Below are 15,949 nucleotides of genomic sequence, written 5' to 3'. Positions count from 1 at the left end.
TCGTCGATTCAACAGCGTCATTAACGCCAAAGTTTATTTTCCAAGTCTCGCACCTGGCGCTCCAATCGGTCTAGCCTTCCTCGCAATTCATCCATCTCGGACTGACGGGGAACCCCCCAATCCATCAATAAATTCCGCAGTTGGCGTTGAAACTGTTCATCAAAACTTCCTTGCTCAGTTTTGAGCTTTTCTACCAAGTCATCCATCATGTTTTTTGCCTGGTCTGGGTTAATCGTGCCGTTTTTCACCCATTCGTCGCTGGCCTCTTTGAGCTTCTCAGCGACGATAGAAGTGGTTCCGACTCCCAGCATGAGCAATTGATTAATCAAATTATCGTTATCCATAGGTTGGGTTGTTGGGTTGAACGGTTTTACAGGGGGTTCAGTTCCCGGATTTTGCCGGTATCTGACCCATCAGATTTAATTCTGTATTGATCTTAACCTTGAACTTCTCTCCATCGGTTATACTGCTCTCTGATATTTTCCTTGCGTTTGGGTAGCCTAAATTTTTGCTTGGCATGACCATCAGATATTCCCGTGAAGCTGATTTACCGAAAATAGTTGCAATTTACAACGCCTCTGTTCCTTGCCGTTTGGCCACGGCCGATCTGCGGCCAATTTCCGTTGAAAGTCGTCTACCCTGGTATCAAGACCATTCTCCGAGTTCCCGGCCCCTGTGGGTCAAGGAGATAGATGGCCAGATTGTGGGGTGGCTGAGTTTGAATGATTTTTTAAATGGCCGTCCTGCTTATCAATCGACGGCGGAAGTGAGTATTTACATTGATCCTGGATTTCACCGTAAAGGGATTGGTCGGGAGTTATTAACCCAGGCGATCGCCTCCGGGCCGGGTTTGGGAATCACTAGCTTAGTCGCCCTCATTTTCTCCCACAATCAACCGAGTATCTCCCTATTCCAGAAGCTGGGATTTGACTGTTGGGGCCATTTGCCCGAAATTGCCAACATGGACGGACTGAAGCGGGATTTGTTGATTTGGGGGCGGCATTTGTTGGAGGAAGGCCACTAACCAGTCTTTGACGTGGTAGGTGGCTCGACAGTCGTCTTCGTTATAGCAGATAATCCGCTCTAGGAAGGTGCGATCGCCACTTTGGAGCCATTGGTCGTACCAATAGACGGTTTGCGCTCCACTGGCACTTTCATCTCGCCATTCAAACCCCATCCATCGGGCAATGGTTTTCAGGGCATAACTTTCAATGGGTAAGGTGACAAACCGAGTCACCCGTTCGTGGATGTCCACAAACCGCCGAATCAGGGGCTTTAATTCCGATTGGGGTGTGCCAAACCGTTGGGCTAATGTGTTGACGGCTTTGACTTCGTATTCGCAAAAATGGAAAATGGGCATCGGGTGATAGCGATTCACCAGTTCTAGAAACTCTTGCCACATCCTCTGTTGATCGTCGGGGGATTCGGCTAAAAAGGGGTAAAACCGGGAGCGTTGCGCCGTGCGATCGATGACCAAAACGCCCAAGAGATATTCTAGATTTAAGTCCGGTTCGGTTTCGATATCAAAATAGAGTTCAACCGGGGTAATGGGAAAATCTTCGGGACTCCAAGGGTGAAGGGGGATGGCCCGTTGCTCTAAACTCGATTGCGCTTGGCGAATGATTTGCCGACCTACCTTGTGGCCAAACTCTTGGCTTAAATTCGGTAAATGTTGCATCGTTAAAGATTCTAGGGAAGTTAACCCCAATTCCTGAAGACGCTCATAGCGTTTCGGCGTAATTCCCGGAATCAAAGACAGATGGTTTTGGTGTTGGGCAACTTGATGACAAGTTGTTAACCATTGACAGAGGCTGCATTTTTGCCGACTGATAAATACTTCCGGTTCCTCAGACTCTTCTAGGAGCATCGTCAGCAGTTGGGAGAGAAGGCGTTGAAAGTCGGGCCAAAGACGAACCAGATCCACTGTATAGGGCGATCGATCCCTTAAAATCAGGTCTACTGTATTCGGCCATTCTCCTTGGATCTGACTTAAAATCCAACCATGAAACACGGAGACCATTTGATATTCCCGCTTCGGACGTTTTCCCCATTTAATTTCCACTGGAGTATATTTCCAGGGGCCAAACTTTGACTCTCCCGGCGTTTTTACCCACAAACTCGGACGACTCAAATAAGAGAAATTTGCCCAGTGCTGACGCAGAAAAGGGGGGAAATCCAGCCCCTCTAAATCGGCTTCCTGAAGCCACAGAACCCCGTGATAGATAGTGTCTACCCCCTCTTGCATCAGAGCAACAGTCGCTAACGTTCCTTCTTGCCAATTGCCGTGGGCATACTCTGGTTTATGATAGGAATGATGGGCCAGGATCGTTTTTTGGTAGGCGGAACTATCCTGTCTTAATTTCAACAGATAGTCACTTGGAGGGTCTCGTTGGCGATCGTCCCCGTACACATCCAGAAACGCTCGGCGATGACAGCGTTGGTAATCTAGTAATAATTGGGCAGTCAGGAGCATGATGATTAGATTAACAAAAACCTGTCATAGGGTGGGAAAGGGTGAGGATATAACTCACTGCGATAAAGTTACATACAGCGTTCCTATCCTAGAGCTACCCTATATATTGTCCCTCGATCTTGAAAGATTGCCCTAGCTTAACCCTTAAATGCCGTGAATCCAAACCTAGATGATTCTTCCAACCCAGAAATGTCTCGCCCCTCGATTCGGCGTTTAGCCATTCTGTCCTTAGCTTCTTTGGGCATTGTGGCTGTGTTGTCGATGTCGAGTCAAATTTTGATTCAGCGTACTCTGAAACAGCAGATTGGCTACAGTCGGGTTTTGGAGTTAATGGAGAATTATCGTCGCTTAACTACAAGGGTGACTGAACAAGGGGTTGCCATTACTCAGGACTTTACGGAGTTTGAGCAGCTCCCTGGAGTGGAAGATTTAGTTCGGGTTCGTCAACAATGGCAAGAGATTTATGAGGATCTCGAAGAGGAGACGTTAGGGCTACAGGTGGGGCTAAATCAGGCTGACTTAGGAGAGAGGTGGGCAGAAATAGAGAGTTGTTATGAGCAGATGTGGGAGCTGACGGCAACTCTGGTGAATCGAGAAGCAACCCCTCGCGTGTCAGAGGAGCAGTTATGGCAGCAAGGGGCAACTTGCGATCGCCAGATCGAGGCCATGACTAGCCAATGGTATGCTCAGAGTGCCCCCCGCCTCAATACGGCTCGCCAAGTTCAATTAGCCGTATTTGGATTAACCTTAGTGGTGTTGTTCCTGGAAGGAGCCTTGATTTTTTATCCGGGACTTCGGCAAATTCGAGACTATATCCAAGCGATAAAATTAGCCGAACAAGAAAAAACCAAGATTACCCAAGAACTCAAATCTAAAAATAAAGCGTTGGATCTGGCTCTGGAAGAAGCTCAATCCGCTACTCGGCTAAAATCTGACTTTTTAGCGGTCATGAGTCATGAAATCCGTACTCCCATGAATGGGGTGTTAGGAATGACGGGTTTACTGTTGGATACAGAACTCGATGAAGAACAATTAGACTATGTAGATACGATTCGCAATAGCGGCCACTCTTTGTTGACGATTATTAATGATATTTTAGATTTCTCTAAAATAGAGGCGGGTAAACTGGAGTTAGAAACTCAACCGTTTGATTTATATGAATGTGTCGAAGACTCCTTAGAATTATTAAGTACCCATGCGGCCGAAAAAGGTCTGAATTTGGCCTATGAAATCGACCCTCAAACCCCCCATGCTTTAGTGGGAGATGTGACCCGGTTACGGCAGATTTTAGTCAACTTAATTGGCAATGGTGTTAAATTCACCCAAGAAGGGGAAGTTTGGGTACAGGTGACTTCAAGCCGTATCGGGGGTTCTTCGAGTCCGATTCCCGATCCGGGACAAAAAGTGTCTTATGACGTAAAATTCATGGTTAAAGATACGGGGATTGGTATTTCTAAGAAGGGGCAAAATAAGCTCTTTCAGTCCTTTTCCCAGGTGGATGCTTCGACGACTCGTCGCTACGGAGGCACGGGTTTAGGATTATCCATCTGTAAGCGCTTAAGTGAGTTAATGGGCGGTAAAATGTGGGTCGAGAGTGAAGAGGGAGAGGGAGCAGAATTCCATTTTACTATTGTGGCTGAAGGGGCGCGATCGCCGATTCCCATCCATTTACGCAATAGTCAGCCTCAGTTACGAGACAAGCGGATCTTAATTGTCGATCGCTCGGCAACCAATCGCCGCATTCTCAAAGATCATGCCCAACGCTGGGGAATGAATAGTCTAGAGCTGAGTACACCCGAAGAAGTCATGAACTGGATGGAGCGCTCGATTCCCTTCGATGTGGCAGTTTTGGGAGCGCTTCCAGGGGGAGAATCCTTAGAAAATTTAGTCGATCGGATTCGTCAATATCGCGATCGCGACTCCCTGCCCTTAATCTTACTCGCCTTTACCAGCCTAATCGACAAATCCTACCAAGAAAAATTTGATTCTACCCTCTCCAAACCGATTAAACTCTCCCAATTTCACCGAATTTTAATCAGTCTTTGTGCAGGACGCACCATTGATCCCCATGCCTCCCGCACAGAATTTATTCCCGATACTCCGGATACCCATGATTCAGATCCTTCAGAAGATAAGCATCAACCTCCATTCTCGGAACCTGCCGTCAGCCCACTAGAGACAGGCAACCAGAACGCCCCATTAGAAAAACCGCAAACTTCTCCAGAAGATTTCTCAATTTATACTCTACGCATTCTCTTGGCTGAAGATAACAGCGTCAATCAAAGAGTAGCGATTAAAATGTTAGACCGTTTAGGCTATCGCGCCGATGTGGTTAGCAATGGCTTAGAAGTGATAGATGCTCTGCAACGGCAATTTTATCATATCATTTTAATGGATGTGCAAATGCCGGAAATGGATGGACTCGAAGCCACTCGATATATCTGTCAAACTTGGCCAACATCCCAACGTCCCCATATTATCGCCATGACTGCTGGAGCTGTCGATGGAAATCAATGGCAGTGTTTAGAAGCGGGGATGGATGATTATGTCAGCAAACCGGTGAAAGCGGAAGCCCTGAAAGCGGCGTTAGAGCGAGCCAAAAGTAAGCTGCAAGAAATGCAGAGTATATCCGCTCCAGTGAAGTTAAATTTGGCGATGAATCCCGGCAGAGAAGAAAGCTTAGATTGGGAAACATTTAATCGCTTGCGAGATGAGTTAGACAGCGAAGATGACCCTGAATTTTTCACTGAGTTGATCGATCAATTTTTGCAAGATGTGCCGAAAATTTTGGCAGAGATGAAACAGTCTGCCCAAACTGAAGATACAGAAACTTTAACGATTAAAGCTCATACCCTGAAAGGCAGTTCGCGAACCTTTGGCGCTAAGGCTTTGGCGAACTTGTGTCGAGATTTAGAAGCGGAGGCGAAAACCGCTAGTTTGGTGCAATTAGGACAGAAAATTGCCCAAATTGAAGTAGAATTTAATCATGTCAAATCGGTATTAGAACAACAAAAGCAATAAAGAAGGGGTTTTTTAAGGTCATTTTTTGCGATCGCTCAAAGTCTGATAGAGGAATAATTTTATACCTTTAGTGCATAAGCATTTTTTGTCAAGAAACTTCCGATTAAAATTAATTAATTTTTAGTCAGTATTCCTATAACTTACCGTTATGGTGTAAACTGGTTTTGCTGATTTGATGCATAAGAGGCAATAATATGCTAGATACTATATTGGATGTAACTCTGAGGGATGGAGGTTACCTAAACCGTTGGCAGTTTTCGTGGGAAAATGCGAACCATTTATTGTCCTTTTTACATCAACAGGGTTTACGCAATGTTGAAGTTGGGTTTGTCCGATCGCCCCAATTGCAAACAACTGCGGTCAATGGTTGTCCGCCAGAATTTCTCGCTAAACTTCGACAGTTTCACCCAGACATGAATCTAGTCTGTATGTTGAATCCGGCAGATGGGGATTGGCAAGCCGCAGTAGCTGATAAACTTGAGCATATTTCACTATTACGAATGCCTTGCACTGCCGAGCTGATAGATCATGCCTTAGAGATAGCTCACGCCATCAAGCAACAGTGTAAAGATATCCGCATCAGTCTCAATCTCATTTGTGTATCATCTTATTCCCTTGAGGAAATTAAGGGGTTACTTAGCAGGATCGCCGTCTCTAGGGATGTCGATATTGTCTATCTTGCCGATTCTAGAGGTGCGCTTTATCCCAGCGATGTCCAGACATTGATTTCGAGTGCGCGGGAAATTTGCCCACAAGCCCTTGGTTTTCATGCCCATGATACTCAGGGATATGCGATTCGGAATTCCGATCGGGCTGTGGCTTATGGTTGCGAATGGATAGATGTGACGCTAAACAGTTTCGGGCTAGCTGGTGGCAATACCTCTCTAGAAGGATATCTGACCCATCACCAACTTCAGCCTGAAGGAATCGACCTGGAAGCCGCAGTCAGAGAATTTTGTCAAGATCATTTACCCCTTACCCATCCTCCTCTTGCTGTTCAACAGCTTTATCGAAAATTGGCAGAGAAAAATATCGATCCGGTTTGGAGCAAACAGTTAGAAGAGAAATATACTAACAACCTGCATGATTTGGTCAGCCGGGTGTCCCGACAGGATTATAAGACCCTGGAATCAGTTTTAGGGGCGATCGATACCTTAAGATCCCCCGTTTTGCGATAGAACGCCTTATGAAAAAACACATGAGGTAGATACATCATGAATGAATACTACTGCTCTTATCCATCATTGGCGATGGATGTTGTTATGGAGGCGTTTGAGACAACTGAACATCAGGGGTTTCAACCGATCAACCTGGGCAAGGGGGTGTCCTCTTTCAACCCATTCGATCGCGTTAACGTTCAACTCAGCAATACGTTGCTGAAGGACTACATTGGTTATGGTGATATCAACGGCATAATGGATTTGCGCCTTGCCATTTGCCGGTATTATCAGGATTGGTATAACTACGATCTAACACCCGATCGCGTGTGCATTACGGATGGTGCATCGGGTGCATTGACGATCGCCTTGGCAATGCTGCTGAAACCGGGAGGAGAGGTGATTTTGCCAGAGTCCTGTTATCCTGCCTATAAAGTGATGGTAGAGATATTGAATGGGACTTGTTGCCTTGTTCCCATGAAGGGTTACGCGATCGATCTCGAAGCGTTACCCCAGTACATCTCCTCCCAAACCCAAGCCATTATTATTAATTCTCCAAGCAACCCCTACGGATCTTTCCTAGGTCGGGAAGAGTTGGAGGCGATCGCTAATTTGGGAATCCCCGTGATTTTTGATGAAGTCTACCAATCTTTGTCCTTAACCGATCAATCTATCCCCAGTGCCATTCATCATTGCGATCGCCACCTGATTGTCAATAGTCTCTCTAAATCTCTGGCTATTGCAGGTTTTCGAGTCGGGTATTTAATTGTGCCTGAAGATCGGGTGGAACTGATGACCAATGTCAAGGCGGTTTTGAATATGTGTACCAGTTTACCCAGTCAAATCATTGCCACCCAACTCATGCCGCATTGGGATATTTTAGTGAGTCAACACGGGCAGATGCTACGGCAAAATTGGGATTTATTCAAACAGACAGCCCAAGATTTAGGCTTATCCCTTCGCACTCAACCCCAAGCCGGTTTTTTTGCCTTGGTTGATGTGACGAAAGCGGAGGAAAGTGCAATGGCATTATCTCTCGATTTGGCTCAAAACCATGCCTTATGTTCGAGTCCGGGGGTTGATTTTCACCAGAGCGATAATGCTTTTCTCCGTTTAAACTTTGCTTGTCCTTCTCATCATATTGAGATAGGATTATCCCGATTAGCCAATTATTTAATGGATGCACAATTTGTCGCGAATCCATCTTCCATAACCCCAAGAAAATCGCTGCCAGCCAGAAGCGATCGAACATACAGCGCTTCGCGCGGTAATGAGGTACAGTCAGAAAAGATCCCCCTAAATCCCCCTTTTTAAGGGGTACTTTTACTGCCCCCCTTTTTAAGGGGGGTTGGGGGGATCGAAATGTACCGCATAGCAGCGAAAACTGCTGTATCGGTCATATTCAAGTAATCTTTTCTAAGACTTGCCAAGCAGCCTCACCCATTGCGTTACCTTTATTATCCAAGACAGGATTGACTTCCGAAATCTCCAAACAGCAGACTTTAGGATTCGCCACGATCGATTTTAGCAGGGCGATCGCCTCAGACAAATACAACCCATCCGGTTCAGGCGTTCCCGTGCCAAAAGAGACGGTATGGCAATCTAAACTATCCACATCAAAGGAAACGTAAAGGCGATCGCAGTCCTGGAGCTGCTGATTGATTTGCTCGATATGCAATGCTACACCTTGCTCTCGGATATCAGCCACACCGTGGAGTGTAATTCCTAATTGTTGAATCAAAATAGAATGCTCCGGTTTAAAGAAGCGCACTCCAATCAAAATTAAGTCTTGAGGCTGTACCTTGGGTGAAATGCCTCCCAACTCCTTCAGGTGCGTCCATTGTTTTTGGGTTGCCAAGGGCAAGGGATTGGGCTTAGTATTCAACCATTCTCTGGCTTCTGCATCCAAGCCTAGCGCACTACCGAGGGGCATTCCGTGCATATTGCCAGAGTGGGTGGTGTAGGGAGAGTGCATATCGCTGTGGGCATCAATCCAAATAATGCCGAGGCGTTCTTCAGGATAGGCTTGCTTAACTCCGGCAATGACTCCGGCAGCCGAGGAGTGATCGGCTGAAAACACGAGAGGAAACTCACCCTGCTCCAATACTTCCGTTACTGTATTACAGGCGATTTGGCAGGTTTCGAGGATATAGCGAAGTCGTTTAACGTGAGAACAGCCCTGATTGTGCTGGCGATCGGATAACAAATAATTGCGATCGGGCAATCGAATCGTTGGATATTTGCTAAAAAAATCACTCCCCGCTTTGTGGGCAGCCATGCGAATTGCATCAGCCCCCATACTCGCTCCCAATTGGGCCGCACCGAGTTCAGAACAGATTTCAATGATTTTGATAGGTTTCATGATTAAGCAGCCTCAACATTGCTTCAAGAGCGATAAAATAGGAATCAATACCAAATCCATAGACAACTCCTGCGGCTGCCACGGATAGAACTGATTTGATCTCTCGTTTATCAATATTGGTGATATGAATCTCCAGATAGGGAGGGGCAACGTAGGTGAGGCAATCTCTCAGAGCATAAGCATTGTAGGTGAAGCCTGCTGGATTTGCCAGGATGCCATCAATGCCATCCGTCACACTAGCATAGACTTTATTAATCGCTTCACCTTCAATATTGGTGTAAAAAACATCGAGTTTGTAGCCCAATTTACTGGCATGTTGTTGCAACATTTGATTAAGTCGATCGGCTGTGAGATCGCCATAGGTACTACCTTGGCGATCGCCCAGAGAGGCCATGTTCGCCCCCTGAATGAGTAAAAGCTTGAGAGTCATCGCAAAATAATCCTGACAGAATACTAGCTAGTGCTGAGTTTGCATATAATCGGCAAGGGTTTGACTAAAAATTTTGATCCGACGCTCAAAGGCAGCTTGGGTATACCAAGCACGGCGAGGTGTCAAAATAGTGTTAGGCAGGTTCAAGAATCGATCGTCCTCATGGTGAATATCTAAGCCCGCATAGGAGAGCTGACCCTTGGTTAAGGCGCTTTGGAGGGCAGAAAACTCAATGAGATCGTCAGGGGAAATATTGATGAGAATAGCACCGGGTTTGACTTTAGCAAGGGTGTCTTGATTAATCATCTGACGAGAAGTCTCATTTAAGGAGAGAGTTAAAAAGATGATATCGCTAGTGTTCACTAATGTATCGAGATCGACCTGCACCCCAAAATCACTGACCTTCTGAGTGCGGTTACAGTAGACAACGTTGATCCCGAAGCCCTGTAACATTTGGGCAACCTGCGATCCAATCCGGCCCATGCCAATAATGCCAGCTTGAGCGCCAAACAGTTCAATGCCCTGATGCTCAAAGATTTGATAGTCACCTGTGCGAATTTTGTGGTTAAAATCAACCAACCGTTTTGCTGCGGCCAACATTAGGGCAACGGCATGTTCAGCAACGGATGCCCCCGTGAAGCCAGGGGTATTAAGGACTTTAATGTTGTGCTGTTGACAGTAATTTTTATCAATGTAGTCAGTTCCCGTCGTAATCGTAATAATCAGTTCAAGGTTGGGAAACTGCTTAAGATGAGCTGCACTCCAGTCCATCAGGGTGGTGATTAAGATCTGAGTTGTGGGGTTGTTGGCGATCGCTTCTTCTAGGGAAAAGCGATCGGAATGATCCTGGTACCACACCATATCAATACCAGAAATATGGTCAAAACAGGTTTCAGGGTAAGGCTCGCGATTATTGACAAACAAACAGGTTTTTACCATTTTAAAACTTGCAGATTATTGGGCGCTATTTCGATCCTATTTTTTCACATCGCTTTGACTGAAAACACCCAGTAATGACCATCGGCTTCAGCACCGAGATAAGGCTGATTCATCCGACAATCAATCAGTTGAATTTTACCCTCTGTTTGTAATTGCTTGTAATAGCCTTCAAAATCGTAGGTGTCGTAATAGGTTGTCTTGGTAGACAGGGCGACAATTCCTCCCGGTTTAGTGACTTGGGCTAACCATTTCAAGGACTCAGGTTTGACAAAATCCAAAGCAAATACGCCACAACAAATGGTCAGATCGTACTGACCCTGTAGAAAAAAGGGGAGGGGATGATTTAAGTCTTGCCAGCCAATCAGGGTTTGATAGGCTCCTGTTTTTTTAGCTTCCCCGATCATGCCTTGGGACAAATCTGTTCCATCGATATGGTGATAACCCTGGTTTCGTAAGACTTGACCCACGAGGCCCGATCCACACCCCACATCAATGACTTTGAACTCAGGGGTTGGATGAATAGCAATTTGCCCTTTGTCTTTTAGCTCCATAAGATAGTTGACAATATATTGGGGGCCATCATAGTTTCTTTCTGCAACATCTTGATTGTAATCGGGGGCCCAGCGATCGTATCGTTCTTGATGACTAATCATGATTTTAAGTAATGCTATGGTTAACTACATTTTGCCCTGCAATGCGACCAAACACAATACATTCTCCTTGAATTTTACTCCTAGCTCCTCTGTAAGCCATTGCAGCGTTGGGTAGGATTCCTGAACCATTGTCTCAACTAAGGCCACATTATTCAGTTGTCTGCCTGCGGTTAACATATCTTGCTTTAGTAGAGCATCTACTCTAAAACTGTTGGATAGAGCAGTTTTGCGTTGCCTATAGGGAAGTGCCTGATAGGCCATTTCTTTAATAAAAACCATATGATTCGTCATTTTTTGAGGGTTCTCTCGTTGCTGAGGGTTCTCCAAGTCGGCCTGTTTTCACGCGATCGCGCGCCCCCCGTGCTTGAGCCAGAAGTTTTTTCCAGCCCTGTTCCCGCGCCAGTTCTTCCAGCCGCAAGCCTTCCGTATTTGGCACCGGCAAGCCAGCAGCACGCATACCTGCAAAACGAGCCCAGGCGGCTTTTTTCTGCCGTACCTTATGAGGTTGAAAGCGATCTAGATCGCGAAATGTAATCTCTCGGATCGTCGTCAGCACCCCATCGGCCATAGCCTTCTCGAATAGTTCTTGTCCTCGTTTGGTGCGGACGACGATCGCGTTGAATCCCTCATCTTCCCCAGTCGGACTCGCTCCCGGCCAGCAATCTGCTGCCACGATATCTGCCACTTCGCCCACGGCATCCGGACAGATTTTACAGCGGGGCTGGGTTCCCCAATTGGCCTCGTCTGCCCATAAGTCGTTGTAGGTTAGGGCAAAAGTCTTATCGTCTTTTGTTTCCATTCGGGTCAAACCGGGATTGCCGTAGCCGCGATATCGGAAGCTTCGCAGTTCTGACTCTCGGATGCCGAACTGGTCGAGTGCGCTCAGTATTTTGGATAAATCGGACATCCCCCCACAAATCAGAGACAGGCAATAGCGCATCAGTTTTTTCACGCGCGGATCGCGACGCTCTAGGTTCCTCATCGCCGTAATGTCGCAGGGTTTGCCGACCACTGCAAAAGGCCGATTGAAGTCCAAAACCTCCATAAAATTAGCTAAGGGCGCCCCAGGACCGTAGCGGGAGCCGGATGCTTCCAAGACGCTGACAGCATCGAAGCTCAGGCGGGGTTCGGAGACGATCGGTCTTTCTTTTGAAGCGGCGACATGAAGGATAAAATCCACCTCTTTGCTCTCCAATAAGTAGGTGGCTAGAGCTGTCAACACGCCGCCTGAAGAACCACGGTGGCGGATTTCTGGATCGGTTGCGTAGCCGATCGCCATTTGCGTGGCGGGTCCCCATAAAATGTCCGTCTCTGCCCCCTCGGGTATCGATTCTGGCTCTGCGCTGGGAACCCGTATCCCCGGACAAGTGGCGTCGATCGCTTCCAAAGTTTTTTCGTCTAATGGACTCAGTGCGATCGGTCGTTCTCTTCCTTCAGGGGTCATGGCGATTTCCACTCGCTCCGAACCGGCTATGCTGCGGCACAGTCCACAACCCATACACAAACCAGCCGTCACTATCTCATCTAAGGAGAGTTTGTCTTGCTTGTGGCTATTTTTATTCATCAATACTATCCCACAGTTTTAGAGCCATCATAGTTTCTTTCTGCAACATCTTGATTGTAATCAGGGGCCGAGCGATCGTATCGTTCTTGATGATTAATCATGATTTTAAGTAATGCTATGCTTAACTACATTTTGCCCTGCAATGCGACCAAACACAATACATTCTGTTATGGAACAGCCTCCTAAACGACAAGCCCCATGCATTCCACCTGTGACCTCACCCGCAGCGTAAAGTCCGGCAATGGGAAGATCCCCAACCCCAAGAACCTGTGCTTGAGCATCAATTTTCACCCCCCCCATGGTGTAATGCACTTTAGGCCATAAGCGTACACCATAAAATGGCGGGTTTAAGGGTTTTGCCTGATCGCGTAAGGATTTGCCAAAATCTCGATCTTCATGGAGTTGTTCCACAAAGTAGTTGTATCGATCCAGGGTTTGCTGTAATGCGGTATCGGGAATGCTATATTCTGCGGCAAGGGAAGATAGGGTTGAAAATTTCTTGACGACTGCTTGATCGGCTAAATAGGGTTCAATATCAATCCCAGAATTTTCCATACCCGCCGTATCAGCGATGCCAATACAAGGATGTCCCAGGGTCAATAGGGTGTCTACCCAGGTTTTGCGATCGGCCAGCTCATTAATAAAACGCTTTCCAGTTACCGGATCAATGGCCAACCCATAGGCTAAAACGGTGTAACTGCCAAATAGAGGGGCAATGCCATATCCCGTTTCATCTGGGGAGACCCAAGGGACAAGCTGTACCTGCTCTAAGTCCACGCACTGGGAACCAATCCGTATCGCCTCAATCAGGGCTTCGGCGGTGGCATTCGGAACATTGGTATGATCCAATCCAGTTGGTAAGTGGGGAGCCTGTTGTTGCAGAAAAGCGCGATCGCCAGAAAACCCACCAGTCGCTAATACAACGCCCTGATTTACCCCAATCTGCTTAATCTCCCGATCGGGGGTTTTGACGACAACCCCCGTAACCATCGGAGGCGTGGTGTTCGTTTGAGCCGGTGTTGTCAAGAGCCGAATGAGTCGGGTTTGGGTTCTAATCTCAACCCCTAGGGACTTGGCCTGGGTCAGCATTGCGGTCAGGATTTCAGAGCCTGAAAGCGTTTCAGGATTGTGATTGCGGGGTACAGAATGACCCCCATACTGATCGACCCGATCCTTGAATTTTACCCCTAGTTCCTCTGTAAGCCATTGCAGCGTTGGGTAGGATTCCTGAACCATCGTCTCAACTAAGGCCACATTATTCAGTTGTCTGCCTGCGGTTAACATATCTTGCTTGAGCAAGGCAAAGGAGTCTGTAATGCCTTCTCGTGTCTGAATCGGGGAACCCACGACGGTCAAAGCACCACCACTGACCAGGGAGTTTCCCCCACAGCTTGCTTCTTTTTCCACCAGAATGACGGATACTCCTGCTTGAGCGGCGGCGATCGCAGCACTGAGTCCCGCAAATCCACTCCCCACTATTACGACATCAGTTACGATATCCATTCCGGCATCAATGTTAGTCTTGTTCATGCTTTTCAAATCCAAATCTTATGAAAGTCACCTCCCTCAAACATCGTAAGATGCTTCCACACCGCTCAACTTTAACATTATATGTCATAGCGGAACTCAAACAAAAAAACGTAAAATCAGATTATAATCGTTAAGAGTTTAATGTCCAAAATGTGCAATCAAAAAATTCAGCCATCTACTTATGATCTACTGGGAGAATACTTGGCGGATCAATTTTCTGGCTTTAAGTCTCTGAATACCGACATTCATCCCCAAGATGAGATGCTGCTGTTTTTGCTCGATGCACAAAGTTATCAAGGGCAAGAGGAGCAAGCTATTCTTGCCTATTTTAAGTCAGCTCAGGAGATTGTCGATCGCGTAGATCAGGTCATTCAATGGCATCATCAGGGTTGGCATAAGATAGACCGTTTTTTAGAGTTTGCTTGTGGCTATGGAAGATTAACGCGATTTTGGGTGGAAAAGCTCGATCCGCAAAAGATTTGGGCTTCTGATATTTATCCAGATGCGGTTGATTTTGTGAGCCAAGAATTGGGTGTGAATGGGATTTATTCGGCGATCGATCCGGAGGGTTATCGCTGTGAGGAAAAGTTTGATTGTATTGTAGTCTATTCCCTGTTTAGCCATTTGCCAAAAGATCGCTTTGTTCAATGGCTTAAGGGTTTATATGATTTACTTTTACCTGATGGATTATTGCTTTTTAGCGTTCACGATGGAGCCGTGAAACCACCGGGTTATGATATGCCGGAATCGGGGATTTTATTTGTGGAGCAAAGCGAAAGTCAATCTCTGGATCGGGCAGAATATGGCTCAAGTTGGGTGACGGAGGAGTTTGTTAAGGGGGCGATCGCCGCGTCTATGGGGAATGAAGTCTCTTATACTCGATTTCCCAGAGCTTTTACGCTACAAGACTTGTATGTGGTCGTTAAAACCCCGGATTGCGACTTTTCTGATTTAAACATCGATTATACGCCCAAAGGCGCTCTAGAGAGCTATTTTATGGACGCTCAGGGGCGATTTTTCCTGCGGGGATGGAGTGCCATTGTGCAACCGGATCATGGGGTGGTAGACATTCAAGTTTGGCTGATCGGAAACAGGGGGGAATCTGGAGAACCCCGCACTCATCAATTATGGCAACGTTGCATCCCGTTCTATCTGTCTCAGAAAGCGGTGCAAGTGCTGGAAATCGATCCTCAATGGGCGCAAAAATCCGGTTGGTGCTGTGCGTTCAGTTGGCCCGAAAAGGTGGATTTAGAAACAGATATGATTATGATTAAAGCTGTGAGCGATCGCCAAAAAGAACGGATTATTTACTTAAACTGGATAAAAACTTTATTACCCCATGGAATTCCGGCTCAACCAGCGACCAAAACCAATTGGAAAGACGCGATTCGCTCTCAGTCCAATTGGTGGCGCTCCAAAATATTAGATAATATTTGGTCTAATAATATTCAATCTCATCTAGAGAGCGCCACCCTTAAACCTGCTTTAGATAGCCAAGGGGAAATTTTAGAATTGGAAGGATGGGTTGTTGTCCTACACTCTGATATAACGGTGGAAGATATCCAAATTTACTTCAATGGAACCCTGAAGCAGCGCTGTTTACCCACTTGTCTGCGTCCCGATGTGGCCCAATATTGGGGAAAACCGGATTATGTTTATAGTGGTTGGATTGCCCAATTTTATCACCCAGAAGCAATCCAGCCGGAGCGCGATTATCGCCTAGAAATTAAAATCATCGACTCTGAAGGGGAAATGCATACGCTTTGCGATCGCCAGGAGCCGATCGTGCTTTGAAAAATGGCAAGGCAAAAAAAGGAGAG

Annotated in this window: 14 protein-coding genes; 5 read left to right on the top strand and 9 right to left on the bottom strand. The window is 46.6% G+C overall.

The features are described 5' to 3' along the window. Positions 1–20: 20 nt before the first annotated feature. A complete protein-coding gene (locus tag PJF56_RS07280) occupies positions 21–344 on the bottom strand; it encodes a phasin family protein (RefSeq protein ID WP_283761987.1) in 324 nt (107 codons plus the stop codon). Between the two features lie 173 nt (positions 345–517). On the opposite strand from PJF56_RS07280, the gene PJF56_RS07275 reads away from it, so the two are divergent. Continuing rightward, positions 518–1,024, top strand: coding sequence for a GNAT family N-acetyltransferase (locus tag PJF56_RS07275; protein ID WP_283761986.1), 507 nt, complete (start codon positions 518–520; stop codon positions 1,022–1,024). Here the strand turns inward: PJF56_RS07275 and PJF56_RS07270 are convergent. Then, on the bottom strand, positions 908–2,473 hold the full coding sequence (locus PJF56_RS07270; protein WP_283761985.1) for a TM0106 family RecB-like putative nuclease: 1,566 nt from the start codon (positions 2,471–2,473) through the stop codon (positions 908–910). The genes PJF56_RS07275 and PJF56_RS07270 overlap by 117 nt on opposite strands. A gap of 153 nt (positions 2,474–2,626) precedes the next feature. Here PJF56_RS07270 and PJF56_RS07265 point away from each other — a divergent pair, with 153 nt between their 5' ends. The 3 genes from PJF56_RS07265 to PJF56_RS07255 all read left to right on the top strand — a co-directional run bounded on the left by PJF56_RS07265 (position 2,627) and on the right by PJF56_RS07255 (position 7,965). Next, positions 2,627–5,494 (top strand): response regulator, encoded by a 2,868-nt coding sequence (locus PJF56_RS07265; RefSeq protein WP_283761984.1) that lies wholly within the window; start codon positions 2,627–2,629, stop codon positions 5,492–5,494. A 194-nt stretch (positions 5,495–5,688) separates the two neighbouring features. Beyond that, the gene (locus PJF56_RS07260) at positions 5,689–6,672 is read left to right on the top strand and encodes a beta/alpha barrel domain-containing protein (protein WP_283761983.1); all 984 of its coding nucleotides are present in this window, start codon (positions 5,689–5,691) and stop codon (positions 6,670–6,672) included. A gap of 36 nt (positions 6,673–6,708) precedes the next feature. Continuing rightward, positions 6,709–7,965, top strand: coding sequence for a pyridoxal phosphate-dependent aminotransferase (locus tag PJF56_RS07255; protein WP_283761982.1), 1,257 nt, complete (start codon positions 6,709–6,711; stop codon positions 7,963–7,965). An 88-nt stretch (positions 7,966–8,053) separates the two neighbouring features. Here the strand turns inward: PJF56_RS07255 and PJF56_RS07250 are convergent, their stop codons facing one another. From PJF56_RS07250 to PJF56_RS07220, 7 genes are all read right to left on the bottom strand, one after another. Further along, positions 8,054–9,013, bottom strand: coding sequence for an arginase (locus PJF56_RS07250; RefSeq protein ID WP_283761981.1), 960 nt, complete (start codon positions 9,011–9,013; stop codon positions 8,054–8,056). Then, positions 8,991–9,443, bottom strand: a complete 453-nt coding sequence (locus tag PJF56_RS07245; RefSeq protein WP_283761980.1) for a type II 3-dehydroquinate dehydratase — start codon at positions 9,441–9,443, stop codon at positions 8,991–8,993. Before PJF56_RS07245 ends, PJF56_RS07250 begins: the two co-directional genes overlap by 23 nt. A gap of 27 nt (positions 9,444–9,470) precedes the next feature. Next, positions 9,471–10,304 (bottom strand): 2-hydroxyacid dehydrogenase, encoded by an 834-nt coding sequence (locus PJF56_RS07240; RefSeq protein WP_283761979.1) that lies wholly within the window; start codon positions 10,302–10,304, stop codon positions 9,471–9,473. Between the two features lie 122 nt (positions 10,305–10,426). Next, the gene (locus tag PJF56_RS07235) at positions 10,427–11,035 is read right to left on the bottom strand and encodes a class I SAM-dependent DNA methyltransferase (RefSeq protein WP_283761978.1); all 609 of its coding nucleotides are present in this window, start codon (positions 11,033–11,035) and stop codon (positions 10,427–10,429) included. A gap of 24 nt (positions 11,036–11,059) precedes the next feature. Next, complete coding sequence (locus tag PJF56_RS07230; RefSeq protein WP_283761977.1) at positions 11,060–11,326, bottom strand: hypothetical protein; 267 nt, start codon at positions 11,324–11,326, stop codon at positions 11,060–11,062. Further along, the gene (locus tag PJF56_RS07225; RefSeq protein ID WP_283761976.1) at positions 11,301–12,599 is read right to left on the bottom strand and encodes a Coenzyme F420 hydrogenase/dehydrogenase, beta subunit C-terminal domain; all 1,299 of its coding nucleotides are present in this window, start codon (positions 12,597–12,599) and stop codon (positions 11,301–11,303) included. The genes PJF56_RS07230 and PJF56_RS07225 overlap by 26 nt, the downstream gene beginning before the upstream one ends. A gap of 105 nt (positions 12,600–12,704) precedes the next feature. Next, positions 12,705–14,129 carry a flavocytochrome c gene (locus PJF56_RS07220; protein ID WP_283761975.1) on the bottom strand — a complete coding sequence of 475 codons (1,425 nt, stop codon included), beginning with the start codon at positions 14,127–14,129 and terminating at the stop codon, positions 12,705–12,707. Positions 14,130–14,279: 150 nt separating this feature from the next. On the opposite strand from PJF56_RS07220, the gene PJF56_RS07215 reads away from it, so the two are divergent. Next, on the top strand, positions 14,280–15,923 hold the full coding sequence (locus PJF56_RS07215; RefSeq protein ID WP_283761974.1) for a class I SAM-dependent methyltransferase: 1,644 nt from the start codon (positions 14,280–14,282) through the stop codon (positions 15,921–15,923). Positions 15,924–15,949: the final 26 nt, after the last annotated feature.

The sequence above is a fragment of the Roseofilum halophilum BLCC-M91 genome (genome assembly GCF_030068445.1).
In the GTDB taxonomy this organism is placed as follows: Bacteria; Cyanobacteriota; Cyanobacteriia; order Cyanobacteriales; family Desertifilaceae; genus Roseofilum; species Roseofilum halophilum.
Note: the sequence above shows the minus strand (reverse complement) of the source record. Positions and strands in the feature narration are given on the sequence as shown.